Source organism: Amycolatopsis australiensis (assembly GCF_900119165.1).
Classification (GTDB): Bacteria; Actinomycetota; Actinomycetes; order Mycobacteriales; family Pseudonocardiaceae; genus Amycolatopsis; species Amycolatopsis australiensis.
The window spans coordinates 4,311,981-4,329,060 of the sequence record NZ_FPJG01000006.1 but is presented as its reverse complement, the minus strand read 5'-3'; the positions used below and the strand labels follow the sequence as shown (position 1 = coordinate 4,329,060).

Below are 17,080 nucleotides of genomic sequence, written 5' to 3'. Positions count from 1 at the left end.
TCCATGGACGCCGGAGACCTCGCCCCCGACTTCACCCTGCCCGACGACCGGGGCCGCGACCGCACGCTGTCGGACTTCCTGGCCACCGGCCCGGTCGTGCTCTTCTTCTACCCCGCCGCGATGACGACCGGCTGCACGGCCGAGAGCTGCCACTTCCGCGACCTCGCCGCCGAGTTCGCCGAGGTCGGCGCGCACCGCGTCGGGATCAGCCCGGACGAGGTCGCCAAGCAGCGGCGGTTCGCCGAGGCCAACGGCTTCGGCTACCCCCTGCTGTCCGATGTGGACGGCGAGGTCGCGAAGCGGTTCGGTGTCTGGCGGAAGCTGCTGCCGCTGCACGCCAAGCGCGTCACGTTCGTGATCGGCGAGGACCGGAGGATCCTCGGGAAGATCAAGAGCGAGCTGAACTTCACCGTGCACGCCGACCGGGCGCTGAAGGTGCTGCGGGAGCGGGACAAGGTGTCCTAAGCGGACAGCCGCCAGACGAAGTTCGTGCCCGCGCACGACGGCGCCCGCTGCTTCTCCGACGGCTCCTCGCGCACCTTCGTGAAGCCGAGCCGGGCGGGCACCGCTCCACTTCGGACGTTGCGCTCGTCGTGCTTGATCTCGACGTAGCCGGCGCCGAGCCGGAACGCCTCCGCCGTCAGCAGCCGCACCGCACGCGTGACCAGGCCGCGGCCGGTGTACTCGCGGGCGAGCCAGTACCCGATCTCGACGCCGCCTTCGCGGGCCATCAGGCCGACCGCGCCCGCGAGCGCGCCGTCCACCCGGATCGCGAAGTCGTGGGCTTCCCCGCTCTCCCAGTTCTCCCGGCTGCGCCGCAGGAACTCCGCGCAGTCGCCGGACGTGTAACCGCCGGTCGCCCAGATCAGCCACGCGCCGATGTGCTCGAGGGACCCGTTGACCACCGCGACGAGGTCCGGCTCGTCGGCGAACTGCCAGCGAGCCAGGGAGAATTCGTCAACGCGGTAGTGCTCGGCCGGGGTCTCCATGGCTTCCATGGTGCCCCGGCCGGGCCGCCCGGCGCTCCCGAATTAATTGACGATGACGCTGTCCGGGATCTCGGTGTCGTTCTTCAGCGCGTCGAACAGCTGCTTCGACTTGTTCTTGTCCCAGTTCTCGGCCGACGCGCTGGTCACCGGGACCGTCGTGGTGACCACGCCGCCCGAGGAGATGCCGCGCATCGCGATCGCGAGCCCCACCAGGTTGTGGACGTGATCGCCCGAGTCCATCGTCAGCGCGTCCGGGGCCGAACCCAGCAGCGGGAAGAAGTGGAACGGGTTGAGCAGCGTGCCCGGGCTCGCGATCTGGCTGACCAGCGCGCCGATGAACTTGCGCTGGTTCGCGACGCGGTCGAGGTCCGAGCGCGGGGTCGCGTCGCTGTGGCGCATCCGGACGAAGCCCAGTGCCGAGCGGCCGTCGAGCGACTGGCAGCCCGCCTTGATGCTGATGCCGGTCATCGTGTCGTTCATGTCCTTGTCGATGCACATGTCGACTCCGCCGATCGCGTCGACGATCTTGGCGAACCCGCCGAAGCCGATCTCGGCGTAGTGGTCGATGTGCAGGCCGGTGGCGCCTTCGACGGTCTGCGCGAGCAGCGACGGCCCGCCGAGCGAGAACGCCGCGTTGATCTTGTTGGTGCCGTGGCCCGGGATCTTCACCTGCGAGTCACGCGGCAGCGACAGCAGCGTCGGCTTGGTGGAGTTGTCCGGGATGTGCGCGACCATGATCGTGTCGGTGCGCTGCCCGCCGCCCGCCGCCGCGACGTCACCGGTGGCCAGGCGCTCCTCGTCCTCCGCCGTGAGGCCTTCCCGGCTGTCCGAGCCGACGATCAGCCAGTTGGTGCCGGACGCCGCGACCGGACGGCCCGAGTAGTCGGTGAGCGCGTCGACGCGCTTGATGGAGAACTCCAGGTAGACCCAGATGCCGGCGAGGAACACGACGAAGACCAGCACCAGCGCGCCCAGGACGCGGCCCAAGCTCCACCGGCGGCGGCGCCGGGGCGGCCGGGACGGCGGGTAGTCGTCGGCCGGGCGGGGCGGGTCACGCCGCGGCGGCGGAGGCGGCGCGTACTGCGGCTCGGGCTCGCCCATCGGGCGGGTGCGCTCGTCGTAGGGGCTGCGGCCGCGCCCGGGCAGCGGCATCATCTGCGCGCGCTGGTGCTCCCGGGGACGTGCGGGAGGCCGGGGCGGCATGCGGCGCCCGCCGTCGTCGCCACGGTAGGTCATCTCCATCACCCAATCCCGATCCGGACAAACCTGTCGTCGTCAGTACACCGCACGTCCTCGACAAGAGGACGTGCGGCACCCGGGTCGGGTTGTGCGCTACCGGACGGGCGCCTCGTATCCGAACTGGTGGACCTTGAGGTACCCCGACCGGAACCCGGCCTCGGAGTAGGCCAGGTAGAACTCCCACATCCGGCGGAACACGTCGTCGAACCCGAACCCGGCGATGTCGGCCCAGCGGTGCAGGAACCGTTCGCGCCACAACCGTAACGTGCGCGCGTAGTCTTGGCCGAACTCGCGCATCCCGGCCAGCCGGAGCCGCGTGTTCGCCCGGATGCCCTCTTCGATCGAGCGCACCGACGGGATGATGCCGCCGGGGAAGATGTACTTGTGGATCCAGGTGTAGGTGCGCGAGGCCGCCAGCATCCGGTCGTGGTCCATGGTGATGGCCTGCAGCCCGAACCGCCCGCCGGGGCGCAGCCGCTGCCCGATCGTGGCGTAGAAGGTGGGCCAGTAGGACGCGCCGACGGCCTCGATCATCTCGACGCTGACCACGGCGTCGTACTGCCCGCTCGACTCGCGGTAGTCGCACAGCTTCACGTCGACGCGGTCGGCGAACCCGGCCGCCGCGATCCGCTCGGTGGCCAGGGAACGCTGTTCCTCCGAAATGGTCAGTGACGTCACGCGGGCGCCGCGGGCCGCGGCGCGGATCGCGAGTTCACCCCATCCGGTACCGATTTCGAGGACTTCGCTGCCTTCGCCGACCCCGGCGTAGTCGAGGACGCTGTCGATCTTGCGGTGCTGGGCGGCGGTGAGGTCGTCGCCGGGGCCGAACAGCGCCGAGGAGTACATCATCGACTCGTCGAGGAAGGCGCCGAACAGGTCGTTGGACAGGTCGTAGTGCCGGTGGATGTTGGCCCGCGCGCCTTCGAGGGTGTTCTCCTCCGACGGCGGCTGCGTGCGCTCGGCGAACCGGCGGAACTTCTGCAGCACGGGCGGGACCAGGGTGGCCATCCGCTCGGCGAACGGCGTGAGGACCTCGGCCAGGTCGGACGCGGTCCAGTCACCGGCCATGTAGGACTCGCCGAAACCGATCTTGGCGTCGACGCCGAGGCGGTGGAAGAACGCGGCCGGCCGCAGGATGCGCATTTCGGGCGATTCGGGCCCGCCGGCGCCGAGCACGGCGCCGTCCGGGAACGTCACGCGGAGGTCGAGGGGACGGACCGCGCGGCGGAACAGGGCCTCCGCGATCCGGGCGCGCAGCGCGGAGTGCGGCGGGGTGGCCAGGCCCGGCCAGCGGGACTCGTCGGGGCCGGTCGGGGCCGACGCCCGGTCAACGCTCGAGGTGGTCACGGTTCTCCCTCCGGCCGGCCAGGTACGCCGGTGATCGATCCTAGTCGCCGCACCCCCGCGGCGCGCTTCGCCGAATGCCCTGTCCGGGCGCCTTTCACACGGGTATCCGCAGTCGTTCGGGCCCCGGCGCGGCCCACGCGCCGCGGAGCTCGTCCCCGGCTTCGCCGGCGAGCACGTCCAGTGTGAAAGCAATCGTCAGCCGGGTCCACACGGACGACCGGCGCAGCATCGCGTGTCCCTCGTTCGCGATCTCGAACCGGGCGACGCGGGCGGCGACGCCCTCGGCGCGTTCGGCGAAGGCGTGCGACTCGGCCGGGCTCGTCATGCGGTCGCGGGTGCCGTGCACGATGAGCACCGAACGCCCGGTGACGGCCGCGACCGGCTCACCCCGCGGCGTCCACGGCGCCAGCGCGCAGACGCCGAGCACGGCCGGGTCGTCGGCGACGCGCAGCGCCACCCGGCCCCCCATGGAGTGCCCGACCAGCACGACCGGCAGGCCGGGGTGGTCGGCGCGGATGCGCGCGAGCGCCCAGCGGGCGTCCCCGACCGGGTCCTCGGCGGGCGCGTTCCAGCCGTAGCGGCGGTTGCGCAGCAGCCGCACCTCGACGCCGGCCTTCCGGCCGGCCCGGTGCAGGGCGCGCGCGATCGGGACCATCCGCAGGTGGGCGAGCTTCCAGGGCGGCACGCCGCCCGTGCCACGTTCCGCGCCGCCGTGCAGCACGAGCACGACCGCTCCGGTCCGCCCGCGCGCCGGCCACACGGACACCGCCGGTTCCACCTCGCTCACCCAGTCCTCCTCGTCGCGCGCATCCGGGTCAACCGTGCCCGCCCACCGGGCTATTCCCCCGTCCACCACCATCTTCGCGGTAGATTCGGCGCCCGATCCCCGACGGAAGGGTGGGTGTGGTGAGCGCCACGGACATCTCGGGCAGTGTCGCCAAGCAGCTGGCGGACGTCGAGCGGGCCAACGCCGAAGCGGTGCGGGCGGCGGCGGACCTGGTGCTGGGGGTGATCCGGGCCGACGCACTGGTCTATACCGCCGGCGCCGGGCACTCGCTGGCGGCCGTCGCCGAGACGTTCTACCGGGCGGGCGGGCTCGCCTGCGTGTACCCGCTGTACCACCCGGAGCTGCTGCCGCTGCACGGCGCGGTGCACAGCACGCGGACCGAACGGCGCAGCGGCCTCGCCGCGGAGGTCCTGGCCGAGCGCGCGCCGGGCCCCGAAGACGTGCTGGTGGTGTTCTCGACGTCCGGGTCCAACCCGTACCCGGTCGAGCTGTGCATCGAGGCGCGCAAGCGCGGGGCGGCGGTCATCGCGGTGACGTCGCGGGCGTGCGTGGCGGCGGCGCCGAAGCGGTCGTCGAGCACCCTGGTCGAGCAGGGGACGGTGGTGCTGGACTCGCTGGTCGTCCCCGGCGACGCGAGCTACCCGCCGGACTCGCCGCGCACCGCGCCGCTGTCCACTGTGGTCAACGCGTTCCTCTGGGACCTGGTGCTGGCGCAGGTGTACGACCGCGGCACGGCCGAGGGCCTCGACGTCCCGCTGTGGCGCAGCTCCAATGTGGAGGGCGGCGACGAGGCGAACGCGGCCCTGCTCGAGAAGTACGGCCCGCTCGTTCCCCAGCTGCGGTAACCGGTGAAAAAGCACCGGCCGGGCACGTCTTGACGGCGTGCCCGGCCCGCTTTAGCGTCAACATACCGACTGGTCGGTGTGGATCGGTCGCTCCCCGAGGAGGTCCGGTGGACAGTGCCACGGCGACGGTGCACGGCCAGTGCGCGCCCGGCTTCGAGCCGGTGCGCGAGGCTTTCGCGGCGAACTTCCGCGACCGCGGTGAGCTGGGTGCAGCGTTCACCGCCACCCGCCACGGCGAGGTCGTCGTGGACCTGTGGGGTGGCTGGACCGGGCCGGACCGCGCCCGGCCGTGGCGGCCGGACACCCTGGTCAACGTCTGGTCGACGACCAAGGGGCTGACCGCGCTGTGCGCGCACAAGCTGGCCGACGCGGGCGAGCTGGACCTGGACGCGCCGGTCGCGAAGTACTGGCCGGAGTTCGCTGCGGGCGGCAAGGCCGGAATCCCGGTGCGCTGGCTGCTTTCGCACCGCTCCGGCGTCCCCGGGATCGGGCTGGACCGGCCGGTCCGCGTCGAGGAGCTCTACGACTGGGACCTGATGACGTCGCTGCTCGCGGCCCAGGAACCGTTGTACGAACCGGGTTCGGCGGGCGGCTACCACGCGCTGGCCTTCGGCTGGCTCGTCGGCGAGGTCGTGCGGCGGGTCGCCGGGCAGGGCGTCCGCGAGTTCTTCGCCGAGCAGATCGCCGGGCCGCTCGGCGCGGACTTCTCCATCGGCCTGGGCCCGGACGCCGACCTGGACCGCTGCGCCACGCTGGTCGACCCGGTGCTGACCGAGGAGATGGCGGAGGCGCTGGCCACGGCGTTCGCGAACGCGGGCCCGGTCGCGCTGGCCGCGATGGCGAACCCGCGCGTCGAAGGCCACGACGCGAACGAACCGGCGTGGCGGCACGCGGTCCTGCCGGCGCTGAACGGCCACGGCACGGCCCACGCGATCGCGACGATCTACGGCGCACTGGCCACCGGCGCCCTGCTGTCGGCGCCGGCTCTGGCCCGGGCGCGGGCGAGCCAGGGCAAGGAGGTCGACCTGGTGGTCGGCCTGCCGAACGAGTGGGCGCTGGGCTTCTACCTCGGCAGCGACGCCCGCGGCTTCGGCCCCAATCCGGCGGCCTTCGGCCACGACGGCCTGGGCGGCTCCTCCGGCGGCGCCGACCCGGAAAACGGCATCTCGTTCGGCTACACCCTCAACCGGCTGGGCCCCCTGATCCGCGACGACCCCCGCAAGATGGCCCTGGTCCACGCCCTCTACGAGTCCCTGCCGAACGTGTGACGCCCTCCGGGGTCACGCCACGGCGGGTTCCTCGTCCGCGAACTGCGTGGCGTGCAGCGTCGCGTAGCGGCCGTTCAAGGCCAGGAGCTGTTCGTGCGTGCCGCGTTCGACGATCTCGCCGTGCTCCAGCACCAGGATCTGGTCGGCCGCGCGGACCGTCGAGAGCCGGTGCGCGATGACCAGGGCCGTGCGGCCCGCCAGTGCGTGCGTCAGGGCTTCGCCGACCGCCGCCTCCGACTCGGAGTCCAGGTGCGCGGTCGCCTCGTCGAGGACGACGACCTTGGGCTGGGCCAGCAGGAGCCGCGCGATGGTCAGCCGCTGGCGCTCGCCGCCGGAGAGGCGGTAGCCGCGCTCGCCCACCATCGTGTCGAGGCCGTCGGGCAGCGACCGGACCAGCTCACCGAGCCGGGCGCGCTCCAGCGCCGCCCAGATCTCCTCGTCGGTGACGCCCGGCCGCGCGTAGGCCAGGTTCGCGCGGATCGTGTCGTGGAACAGGTGCCCGTCCTGCGTCACGACGCCGACGGTCTCCCGCAGCGACGCGAACGTCAGGTCGCGGACGTCCACATCGGACAGCCGCACCGAACCGGAGTCGACGTCGTACAGCCGCGGCAGCAGCGACGCGATCGTCGACTTCCCCGCGCCCGAAGACCCGACCAGCGCGACCATCTGTCCCGGCTCGGCGCGGAACGAGATGCCGTGCAGCACCTCTTCGCCGCCGCGGTGGTCGAGCGTGGCGACGTCTTCCAGCGACGCCAGCGAGTACTTGTCCGCCGCCGGATACCCGAACCGGACGTCGGAGAACTCGACCGAGACGCCGCCCTGGGCGTCCAGCGCCCGCGCGCCCGGCTTCTCCTTGATCATCGGCTCGAGGTCCAGGACCTCGAAGACCCGCTCGAAGGACACCAGCGCGGTCATGACGTCGACGCGGACATTGGCCAGCGCGGTCAGCGGCGCGTACAGCCGGGTCAGCAGCAACGCCAGCGCGACGACGGTGCCCGGCGCGAGCACGCCGGTCAGCGCGAGGTAGCCGCCGAGGCCGTAGACCAGCGCCTGGGCCAGTGCCGACACCAGGGTCAGGCTGGTCATGAACCAGCGCGTCAGCATCGCGGTCCGGACGCCGATGTCCCGCACGCGCCCGGCCCGCAGCGCGAAGTCCTCCGCCTCCTGCACCGGGCGGCCGAAGAGCTTCACGAGCGTCGCGCCCGGCGCGGAGAACCGCTCGGTCATCTGCGTGGTCATCCCGGCGTTGAGGTTCGCGGCCTCGCGCTGCAGCCCGGCCATCCGGCGGCCGAGCCGGCGCGCGGGCAGCACGAAGATCGGCAGGAGCACCAGCGCGACCAGCGTCACCTGCCACGACAGCGTCAGCATGACCGCGAGCGACAACGTCAGCTGGATCACGTTGGTGACCAGGCCCGACAGCGTCGCGGTGAACGTCCGCTGCGCGCCGATGACGTCGTTGTTCAGCCGCGAGACCAGCGCGCCGGTGCGGGTGCGGGTGAAGAACGCGATCGGCATCCGCTGCACGTGCTCGAACACCGCGCGCCGCAGGTCGAAGATGATGCCCTCGCCGATGCGGGCGGACTGCCACCGCTCGACGAGCCCGAAGCCCGCGTCGGCGATCGCGAGCACGGCGATCACGACGGCGAGCCAGACGACCAGCGGCAGGTCCCGTCCGGCGACGATGGCGTCGACGACCTTGCCGGCCAGCACCGGGGTCGTCACCGCCAGCACCGCCGAGACGACGGTGAGCACGAGGAAGGCCAGCAGCCGCCGCCAGTGCGGCCGGGCGAACCGCGCGACGCGCTTGAGCGTGCCGCGGGTCAGTGCCTTGGGCGCGTCGCCGGCGCGCATCGCCGAGCTCCACAGCCCCCACATGTTGTCCATGGGAAACCCCCAGTCTCAAAACCTCGACTTTAGCTGAGGTTTTCTCCGGATATGACCTGGACAACGCGACCGTCGTCCGTTTGCTTCCCGCCGGCGTTCACCCGCCGCGAACAATCCGGCCCAGCGCGGCACGCAGCCCTTGCGCGTCCTCGGCGGACAAGGGCGCCAGCAGGAGCGTCTCGGCCTGCCGCGTGACCTCCTCGCCCGCTTCCCGGACGCGTTCGCCTTCGCCGGTCAGCCGCACCAGCCGCTTCCGGCGGTCGCCCGGCGCGACCTCGCGCCGGACGAGCCCGCGCGCCTCCAGTTCGTCGACGAGCGCCACCATCGTCGTCCGGTCGACGCCGAGCCGGGCCGCGCCGTCCTGCTGCGACAGCGCCGGTCCTTCACCGAAAAGCGTGAGCAGTGCCAGCTGCCGCCCGGTGATGCCGAGCGGCGCGTACAGCGGCTCGGCCAGCTCGGCGAGACGCAGCTGGGCGTGCTTGAGCAGGTAGCCGAGCCGCCGGGTGACGGCCGGGGGCGCTCCGAGGTCGCTGGACACGGGCAAACTCTACCCCTATCCTGATCGTCAGTCATACTGACGATCTGCACGACTGATAATCAGGAGTACCCATGACCACCGTCGGACTCAAGCCACCGCAGCAGCACGTCGGCATCGCCGCGCTGCGCCAGATCTGGGCCATCGCCGACGACGCCGGCTTCGACGGCTGCTGGGTGTTCGACCACCTCGCGCCGATGGGCGCGGACCGCACCGGCGACATCTTCGACGGCTGGACGCTGCTGGCGGCGATGGCCGAGGCGACCCGGCGGGTGCGGATCGGCTGCCTGGTGTCCGGCAACACCAACCGGCACCCGGGCACGTTCGCGAAGATCGCCGTGACCGTCGACCACCTCTCCGGCGGCCGGCTCGACGTCGGCCTCGGCGCGGGCGGCGACACGCTGACCGACGCCATGATGGGCACGCCGACGCCGCCGGCGGCCGAACGCGTCGGACGGCTGGCCGAGACGTGCGAGATCCTCGGTCTGCTGTGGACCCGCCGGGAAACCGATTACCGGGGCCGGTACTACACGCTGACCGGCGCGGTCAGCGACCCGAAGCCGGTGCAGGCGAAGCCGCCGCTGTGGCTGGGCAGCAGCGGCGAGAAGCGCGGCCTGCGCGTGGTCGCCGAGCACGCCGACGTCTGGCTCAGCGCCGCCCTGCCGGGCACCGAACTCGCCGAGCTGCAACGGCTTTCGCGGGTGCTCGACGAGCACTGCGCGGCGGCGGGCCGCGACCCGGCGACGATCCGCCGAGCGGTGCAGTTCCGGCTGCCGTCCGATGCGGACGGTGCCCTCCGGCTGGCGGAGAGCTACGTCGCCGCCGGGTTCACCGAGCTCGTCCTGATGCCGGGCGGTCACGACGACGTCGTCAAGGCGGCCGGCGCGGCCGCGGACCTGCTCCCCCGCCTGCGCGACGTCGGCTGAACCGGGCGCCGGGCGCCTCGGTAGCCTGGCGAAGTGGGAACGGAGGTGGTGGGCCAGGCGCCCGCATGGCGGCGCGCGGCCCGGCTCTTCTCGGCGCCCGCTCACGCTCCCGGATCCGCCGCCCTGCGGTGGGACCTGGGCTTTTACCTGGCGTGCCTGGCGTTCGCGCTGCCGACCGCGCTCGTCTCGGAGTTCTACGGCTACCGGGTCTGGGGCCACTTCGCGACCGCCGCGTACGGCTTCGGCGTGCTGCACAGCGGCTGGCTGCTGCTTTCGGCCCGGACCGGCCGTACGCCACGCGGAGTACTCGGCTCACGCTGGTGCGCGATCGCCGTGGTCGCGCTGGTGGCCATGGTGCTTCCGCTGGCCCTGCTGGTGATCCGCCGGCTGACCGGGGTGGACTGGCTGATCACGCCGTTCTCGTGGGCCGCGCAGCCCGAGGTCTGGGTGATCGAGCGGGCCGCGGATCTGCTGCTGCACCACGGAACGCCGTACGTCGACGTCACCGCGCTCGGCCGGCCGCCGGAGGTCAACGACTACACGCCCTACGGCCCGGTCATGGCGGTCTTCGGCCTGCCGCGCGCGGTGTTCGGCGGCACCCCGCTGGGTGACGCGCTCACCGACGCCCGCTGGGTGTTCGCGCTGGCGGCCGTCGCCTGCGTGCTCGGCACGCTGAAACTGCTGAAGTGGCCGAAGGTGCCGGTCGGGGCCGCGCAGCTCGCGCTGGCCTGCCCGCTCACCGCGCTGACCTGGGCCGTCGCCGGGCCGGACCTGGCGATCGTCGGGCTGCTGGTGCTCGCCTGCGCGCTCGCCGCCACCGGACGCGCCGCGTGGTCGGGCCTGGTGCTGGCGCTGGTCGTCAGCGCGAAGCTCATCGTCGCGCCCGCGGCCGCGGTGCTGGCGGTGTTCGTGTTCGTGCGCCGCGGTTCGGGCCGGGCGGCGCTGCGCCGGTTCCTGTCAGCGCTGGTGGCCACCACGATCGCGCTGCACCTGCCGGTGTACCTGGTGGATCCGGCGGCCTTCGTCGAACATGTCTTCCGGTTCCCCCTCGGGATGGGCGCCGTGCGCTCGCCCGCGGCCAGCCCGCTGCCGGGCCACCTGATCGCCGAGACGGGCCCGGTGGGCCAGGTGGCGGCGTTCGCGCTCGTCGGCGCGGCGGCCGTGGCCATGCTGGTCTGGCTGGTGCGCCGGCCCCCCGCGAGCGGCTCCGACGCACTCCTGCGCGTCGCCGTCGGACTCGGCGCCTTGATCCTGCTCACCCCGGCCACCCGGTACGGTTACCTGGTGTACCCGCTGGTCCTGCTCGGGGCCCACCTGGCGTTCCGCGTGGCCGAAGATCCCGCTGCGCCCCCCGCGCAGCAGTCCGCGGCTACTTCTTCTTGACCCTGGTCGCCCCGCCGCGCCCCCGCAGCTGGACCCCGGACTCCGACAGCACCCGGTGCACGAACCCGTACGAGCGCCCCGTGGACTCCGCGAGCGCCCGGATGCTCGAGCCCTTCTCGTATTTCTTCTTCAGGTCAGCGGCCAGCTTGTCGCGCGTGTTGCCGGTGATCCGCGCGCCTTTCTTGAGATCAGCCACGTCGATCGCCTTCCCGCCGAGAGTGTTCTGGGCCACATAACGGCCCCTGCCGGGGCAATGATCGAACACTGAGCGCCGGAATGCCAGACGACAGCCGGAAAACCGTCGAAACTGCGATCACATTGGGCCATTCCAGTGCCTTGGGCCCGGCGATCTTGCACCCGAATGGACGCACCGGTCACGCAAGCTGGACAAGTTCCAGATAGTCCGCCGACCAATGGTCCTCGGTGCCGTCGGGCAGCAGGATGACCCGCTCGGGCTCCAGCGCCTCGACCGCGCCGGGGTCGTGCGTGACCAGGACGACGGCGCCCGCGAAGCTGCGCAAGGCGTCCAGGACCTGGGCGCGGCTCGCCGGGTCGAGGTTGTTCGTCGGCTCGTCGAGCAGCAACACGTTGGCAGCGCTGGAGACCAGGCCCGCCAGCGCGAGCCGGGTCTTCTCACCACCGGAAAGCGTGCCGGCGGGCTGGTCGAGTTGTTCGCCGGTGAACAGGAACGAGCCGAGCAGGTTCCGCAACTCCTGGGCGCCCGTGTCCGGAGCGAGATGTCGGATGTTTTCCCACACCGACGCATCATGATCAAGAGTTTCGTGTTCCTGTGCGTAATAGCCCAAACGCAATCCGTGACCCGGAACGACGGATCCGGTGTCCGGTGTTTCCATTCCGCCGAGCAACCGGAGCAAAGTCGTCTTTCCGGCACCGTTGAGGCCGAGGACGACCACCTTCGAACCCCGGTCGACGGCGAGATCGACGCCGGTGAAGATTTCCAGTGACCCGTACGACTTCGACAGGCCCTCGGCGGTGAGCGGAGTCCGGCCGCAGGGCGCGGGCTCGGGGAACTTGATCCGGGCGACCTTGTCGGCCTGCCGCGTCTCCTCCAGCGAGCTGAGCATCTGCTCGGCGCGGCGCGCCATGTTCTTGGCCGCCACGGCCTTCGTCGCCTTCGCGCCGAGCTTCGCGGCCTGCGCCTGCAGAGCCGAAGCCTTCTTCTCGGCGTTCGCGCGCTCGCGCCGGCGGCGCTTCTCGTCGGTGGCGCGCGCGTCGAGGTAGCGCTGCCACCCCATGTTGTAGATGTCCAGCTCGCCGCGGGTCGCGTCGAGGAACCAGACCTTGTTGACCACGTCGGCCAGCAGCTCGACGTCGTGGCTGATCACGACCAGGCCGCCGTCGTGCTGCTTGAGGAACCCGCGCAGCCAGTTGATGGAGTCGGCGTCGAGGTGGTTGGTCGGCTCGTCGAGCAGCAGGATCGTCTCGGACTTGCCGCCGGCGCCCGCCTCGGCCGCGGCGAACAGGATCCGCGCCAGCTCGACGCGACGGCGCTGACCACCGGAAAGCGTCTGCAGCGTCTGGGCGAGCACCCGGTCGGCGAGGCCGAGGTTCGAGCAAATGCGCGCGGCTTCGCTCTCGGCGGCGTACCCGCCGAGGGAGGCGAAGCGTTCTTCGAGCCGGGCGTAGCGGTTGATGGCCTTGTCGCGCGCGGCTTCGTCGACCAGCTCGGCCATCGAGGCCTGCGCCTTCTCCATGTCGCGCATCAGCTTGTCCAGACCGCGCGCCGACAGCACGCGGTCCTTCGCGGTGACCGAAAGATCACCTTCGCGCGGGTCCTGCGGCAGGTAGCCGAGCTCGCCGGTGCGGCGGACCTCGCCCGCGTGCGGTTCGCCTTCGCCGGCGAGGACTTTCAGCGAGGTGGTCTTGCCCGCGCCGTTGCGGCCGACGAGGCCGATGCGATCGCCGGGCTGGATGCGGAGGGTGGCGCCGTCGAGCAGGATGCGCGAACCCGCGCGCAGCTCGAGGCCGGTGGCCGTGATCAAGGGAAACTCCCGTGGACAGGGGTGAACGGAGGACAGCGGCAAGCGGCCACTCGGGCCGCGGCGTCACTCCAGCTGGATATCCACGAAGCCCAGTGTACGGGCCGCGGTCCACCGATTTTCCGGACGTGTGCGGTCTCACCCGTCGCGCAGCGTGACCTGCACCGACAGCGCCCGCACGGCAGCGTCCTCGAGCACGGCGTAGCTCGGCTCGCCGACGTCCAGCACGCGGGGTTCCGCGCGGGCGAACAGCGGGGCCAGCCGCCGGTCCGCGCGCAGCTCGTCGAGGGCGCGGCGATCCCCGCCGAGCACGACGGCGTCCACTTCGGACAACCGCGGCACGAGCACCGCGAAGGCGTCCCGGGCGGCGGCCTGGAGCGCGTGCCGGGCCTGTCCCGCACGCCGGCGGGCGAACCGCTGCTGGGACCAGCCGCCCGCGGCCGAGCGGCCCTGCACGAGGTGCCGGTCCGTGCGGGAGACCCGGACCCGCCCGTCGCGCGCGATGCCGACGCTGTGCCCGCCGAGCCGCACGAGCAGGAGCCCGACGGTCCGCGGGCGGAGTGCGTGCGCGACGAGCGCGTCGAGCGAGGGCTCTTCGAGAGGTCCGAAGGGGACGGTCGCGGTCGCGACGGTCCCATCGCCCGCGGACACCTTCACCTGGTCCGGCGCGGCTTCGGTGCGCACAACTCCGCCGTGACTCGCGGCGAACCGCTCGAACCACCCGGCGAGCCGCTCCGGCGGGACTTCGACAGCGCGCCCGCCGCCCGCGACCTGCCGTCCCTTCGCCATGGCCCCAAGCTAGCGCCCCAATGTGGCCTTCGGTGCGTCAGACGCACCGAAGGCCGCCTTGGGTGCGTCAGACGCAACCAAGGCCACATTGGGGGCGCTTGACCCTACAGCGGGTGGACCGGGCCGTTGTTCGTGTAGCCCCGCACCGTCGCCGGCCGGTCGGACGGCGACGAAGGCTGCACGAACCCGTTGATGTGCAACGCGACCGAGCGGATCGAACCGGTGTCGCCGCCCGCCGCGTCGACCACCGCGAACGTCCACGTGCCGTCGGCCGCCGCGCCGGCCAGGTTGCCGGTCAGCGCCTGCGTCGGCCGCCACGTGCCGGTGAACGGCGCGTTCGCCGAGGTCACCGAGCTGAACGCGGCCGAGGCGGTGTCCGCGAACACGACCTGGCACAGGTTCTTGCCCGAGCTGCCGTTGCGCTGGAACACCGTCGCCTTGGCGCCCGACGGCGCGGTCAGCGTGCCGACCAGGTCACCGACGTACGAGTGGTTCAGTCCCACCGTCGCCGACGCCGGATCGGTGCTGCAGCTGGTGCCGTCCACCGAGAACGTCACCTTCGACGCGCGGCCGACCCCGCTGACCGGGATGGTCACCGACGCGCCGACCGGGCTGTTGTCCGGGATCGCCACTGGCGCGCCGGTGTAGGCGAAGTCCCGCGCGACCGGCGACGGGGTGCCGACCGGCAGCGAGAACGTCGACGTCGTCGGTGAATGGGCGCCGGCGAAGGTCACCCGGGCGTTCAGCACCACCGGCACGCCGAGCTGCTGCGTCGCCGGCACGGTGATGGTGAAGTCGTTGACGCCGGTCTGCCCCGGGCTGATCGTGCCGTACGACTTCGCCCGCGGCGCCACCGTGACCCCCGGGGTCGGGCTGGTGAGCACGACGCTGGTGGACACCGCGGTGCCGTCGCCGTCGTTGGTCACCGGCAGCGTCACCTTGGCCGTGTCGCCGGGGTCGAGCGCCGGGCCGCCGTCGGCCGGGGTGACCGTCGGCTGCTGGGCCACCGCGAGCGGCTGCGGGCTCGCGCCGGTGTAGGCCAGCACCTTGTCCGCGAGGATGACGCCGGCGCCGGTGAAGTTGTCGCGGCCCGGGGCTTCGATGTCGACCGCGGTGTTGATCAGCGCCTCCCGCACCTCGGACGGCGGCAGGCCGGGGTTGCCGGACAGCACCAGCGCGGCGATCGCGGCCGCGTGCGGCGCGGCCGCCGACGTGCCGTAGAACGGGTTGAACCCGCTCACGCTGGTCGTGACACCGTCGGCCGCGGTGATCTCCGGCTTGGTGCGGACCTCGCCGCCGGTCGAGGACACGTTGCCCGGGGTGATGGGCGTGCCGTCGGCTTCGTAGAACACGCGGCGCGGGCCGTCGGAGGTGAACCGCTCGGCCTTGGTGGCGCCGCTGAACGCGCCCGGGTACGGGCCGGCCGGGTTGGCCGGGTCACCCGGTTCGAGGGCCCGGCCGAAGGCCTTGGCCGCCGGGGCGGCCGCGACGCTGAAGGCGTTCCGCGTGGCCGAGTGGCCGACCGTCACGCCCGGGGTGTTGTAGGCCTTGAGCCCGTCCGCCGAGTCCTTGAACCGGCCGCGCAGCGCGGACAGCGAAAGGTAGCGGGCCTGGCCGGAGAACTTCACGACGGCCAGGCGCAGCCCGGTGCCGCCGAAGGCCGGCGTCTGCAGGATCTCGTACGGGTCCTGGGTGCCGTCCTGGACGTTCTGGCTGAAGCTGACCACCGCGCCCGCGGAGTTGAGCAGGTAGAGGTCGTAGTCGTTCGCCGAGTGCCCGAGCGGGTCGGACCAGTGCAGCGTCACCGGGACGCCGGCCGACGAGGCGTCGGAGATCGGCTCGTAGATCTGGGTGCCCGCGGCGCCGGCGAAGTTGTGCGCGGTGCCGGCGAACTTCCCGATCGACTTGCCCGAGTCGGCGAAGTCGCCTTCCCAGTGCGCGGCGGTGCCGTCGGCGACGTTGCCTTCGTTGCCCGCCGAGGAGAAGTAGAGCGCGCCGTCCGCGGTCACGTCGTTCACCGCCTGGGCGATGATCCAGTCCTGGAACGGGGATTCCTTGAAGTAGATGACGTCGTCGACGATGACGTCGCAGTGCGACTCGAAGCGCAGCTTCCGGATGTTGTCGGCGAAGCTCGCGTCGGAGTTGAACGCCGACGCGAAGCCGAGCGCGGCGCGGGGCGCGAGGTCGTGGATGATCTCGAGCATCGCGGTGCCCTCGTCGCCGTCGCCCTCCTGGCCGGGGACGACGTCGACGTTCGGCGGCAGCTCGCCCTTGGCCTGCGACGCCGCGAGCGAGTCGACGCCGTCGGAGAGCGCACACGCCTTGACGCCGACCCCGGTGACGCCGAACTGCTGGCGCGCGATGTCCGCGTTGTGGGCGCGGTCGCCTTCGCTGGTGAGCGTCGCGGCGGCGGCCGCGCTGCGCTGGGTCTTGGCCGCCACGGCCTGCTGCAGCTCGCCGGCGAGGCGATCGGCCTTCTGCTGCTTGGTTTCGGTGTTCTTGCCCGGTGCCGCCGGGGCGGCCAGTTCGCGGGCGGTCATGGCCTGGTCGGCCTGCTCGACGCGCTGGACGTCGCCGCGCGCGGCGATCTCGCCGACCTTGGCCACCGGCACTTCGGCCCGGACGCTGGCGTACCGGTCGGACACCGCGCGGATGCCCGCGCCGGCCTTGGTCAGCGAGCCGAGGAGGTCCGGCGAAACCTTGCTCGCGCGGATGTCGACCAGGACGGTCCCGGCCGCGGAAACGCTGGGCTGGAGGGCGTTCAGCTGCTTTCCCAGGCCTTTTTCGGCGACGAGCAGCTTGCCGTCCAGTTTGGACTCGGCGGGGGTGCGGGCCGCCTTGACCGCCTGCAGCGCGGCGATCTGCTGCTGCGCGGTCTCGGTGAAGGCGTCCGGTGTGGACGTTGCGGCCCCGGCGGCGGGCGGGGACACCAGGCCGAGCGCGGCGAGCAGTGCCGCGGCCCCGACGGTGAGCACAGTGGATCTCGATCTCGTGGAACGGGTTCGACGCACGGGCGCCCTCCGATTCTCCAGGCGCGTGCCCCGACTCACGCTGACCGACGCCGGTGATCACCGGTTGGATCAAGCTA

Annotated in this window: 15 protein-coding genes; 5 read left to right on the top strand and 10 right to left on the bottom strand. The window is 72.3% G+C overall.

Translation table 11 applies throughout. The annotated features are described in order from the left end of the window. Positions 1-3: 3 nt before the first annotated feature. Positions 4-465, top strand: coding sequence for a peroxiredoxin (locus tag BT341_RS21585; protein WP_072478009.1), 462 nt, complete (start codon positions 4-6; stop codon positions 463-465). Here BT341_RS21585 and BT341_RS21580 read toward each other — a convergent pair. The 4 genes from BT341_RS21580 to BT341_RS21565 all read right to left on the bottom strand — a co-directional run bounded on the left by BT341_RS21580 (position 462) and on the right by BT341_RS21565 (position 4,362). Then, positions 462-989: a GNAT family N-acetyltransferase gene (locus tag BT341_RS21580; protein WP_072478008.1), complete on the bottom strand. Its 528-nt coding sequence runs from the start codon at positions 987-989 to the stop codon at positions 462-464. The genes BT341_RS21585 and BT341_RS21580 overlap by 4 nt on opposite strands. A gap of 42 nt (positions 990-1,031) precedes the next feature. Beyond that, entirely contained in the window at positions 1,032-2,231 is a 1,200-nt protein-coding gene (locus tag BT341_RS21575; protein ID WP_072478007.1) for an LCP family protein, read from the bottom strand. 90 nt (positions 2,232-2,321) lie between these two features. After that, positions 2,322-3,575: an SAM-dependent methyltransferase gene (locus BT341_RS21570; protein WP_072478006.1), complete on the bottom strand. Its 1,254-nt coding sequence runs from the start codon at positions 3,573-3,575 to the stop codon at positions 2,322-2,324. A gap of 94 nt (positions 3,576-3,669) precedes the next feature. After that, entirely contained in the window at positions 3,670-4,362 is a 693-nt protein-coding gene (locus BT341_RS21565; RefSeq protein WP_072478005.1) for an alpha/beta hydrolase, read from the bottom strand. Positions 4,363-4,478: 116 nt separating this feature from the next. Here BT341_RS21565 and BT341_RS21560 point away from each other — a divergent pair, with 116 nt between their 5' ends. Together BT341_RS21560 and BT341_RS21555 are read left to right on the top strand one after the other, a co-directional pair. Further along, complete coding sequence (locus BT341_RS21560; RefSeq protein WP_072478004.1) at positions 4,479-5,207, top strand: SIS domain-containing protein; 729 nt, start codon at positions 4,479-4,481, stop codon at positions 5,205-5,207. A 107-nt stretch (positions 5,208-5,314) separates the two neighbouring features. Next, entirely contained in the window at positions 5,315-6,475 is a 1,161-nt protein-coding gene (locus tag BT341_RS21555; RefSeq protein ID WP_072478003.1) for a serine hydrolase domain-containing protein, read from the top strand. Positions 6,476-6,487: 12 nt separating this feature from the next. On the opposite strand, the gene BT341_RS21550 is transcribed toward BT341_RS21555, so the two are convergent. Together BT341_RS21550 and BT341_RS21545 are read right to left on the bottom strand one after the other, a co-directional pair. Beyond that, complete coding sequence (locus BT341_RS21550) at positions 6,488-8,359, bottom strand: ABC transporter ATP-binding protein (protein ID WP_072478002.1); 1,872 nt, start codon at positions 8,357-8,359, stop codon at positions 6,488-6,490. Between the two features lie 97 nt (positions 8,360-8,456). Then, positions 8,457-8,897 carry a MarR family winged helix-turn-helix transcriptional regulator gene (locus tag BT341_RS21545; protein ID WP_072478001.1) on the bottom strand — a complete coding sequence of 147 codons (441 nt, stop codon included), beginning with the start codon at positions 8,895-8,897 and terminating at the stop codon, positions 8,457-8,459. Positions 8,898-8,968: 71 nt separating this feature from the next. Between BT341_RS21545 and BT341_RS21540 the strand changes: the two genes are divergently transcribed. Together BT341_RS21540 and BT341_RS21535 are read left to right on the top strand one after the other, a co-directional pair. Continuing rightward, a complete protein-coding gene (locus BT341_RS21540; RefSeq protein WP_072478000.1) occupies positions 8,969-9,820 on the top strand; it encodes an LLM class flavin-dependent oxidoreductase in 852 nt (283 codons plus the stop codon). Between the two features lie 33 nt (positions 9,821-9,853). Then, on the top strand, positions 9,854-11,203 hold the full coding sequence (locus tag BT341_RS21535) for a glycosyltransferase 87 family protein (protein WP_084742953.1): 1,350 nt from the start codon (positions 9,854-9,856) through the stop codon (positions 11,201-11,203). Here the strand turns inward: BT341_RS21535 and BT341_RS21530 are convergent. From BT341_RS21530 to BT341_RS21515, 4 genes are all read right to left on the bottom strand, one after another. Further along, positions 11,190-11,399, bottom strand: coding sequence for a helix-turn-helix domain-containing protein (locus BT341_RS21530; RefSeq protein ID WP_003071237.1), 210 nt, complete (start codon positions 11,397-11,399; stop codon positions 11,190-11,192). The genes BT341_RS21535 and BT341_RS21530 overlap by 14 nt on opposite strands. Positions 11,400-11,577: 178 nt before the next feature. Then, a complete protein-coding gene (locus BT341_RS21525; RefSeq protein ID WP_072477999.1) occupies positions 11,578-13,206 on the bottom strand; it encodes an ABC-F family ATP-binding cassette domain-containing protein in 1,629 nt (542 codons plus the stop codon). A 135-nt stretch (positions 13,207-13,341) separates the two neighbouring features. After that, positions 13,342-13,992, bottom strand: a complete 651-nt coding sequence (locus BT341_RS21520; RefSeq protein WP_072477998.1) for an acVLRF1 family peptidyl-tRNA hydrolase — start codon at positions 13,990-13,992, stop codon at positions 13,342-13,344. Positions 13,993-14,096: 104 nt separating this feature from the next. Next, positions 14,097-16,967 carry a S8 family serine peptidase gene (locus BT341_RS21515; RefSeq protein ID WP_072477997.1) on the bottom strand — a complete coding sequence of 957 codons (2,871 nt, stop codon included), beginning with the start codon at positions 16,965-16,967 and terminating at the stop codon, positions 14,097-14,099. Positions 16,968-17,080: the final 113 nt, after the last annotated feature.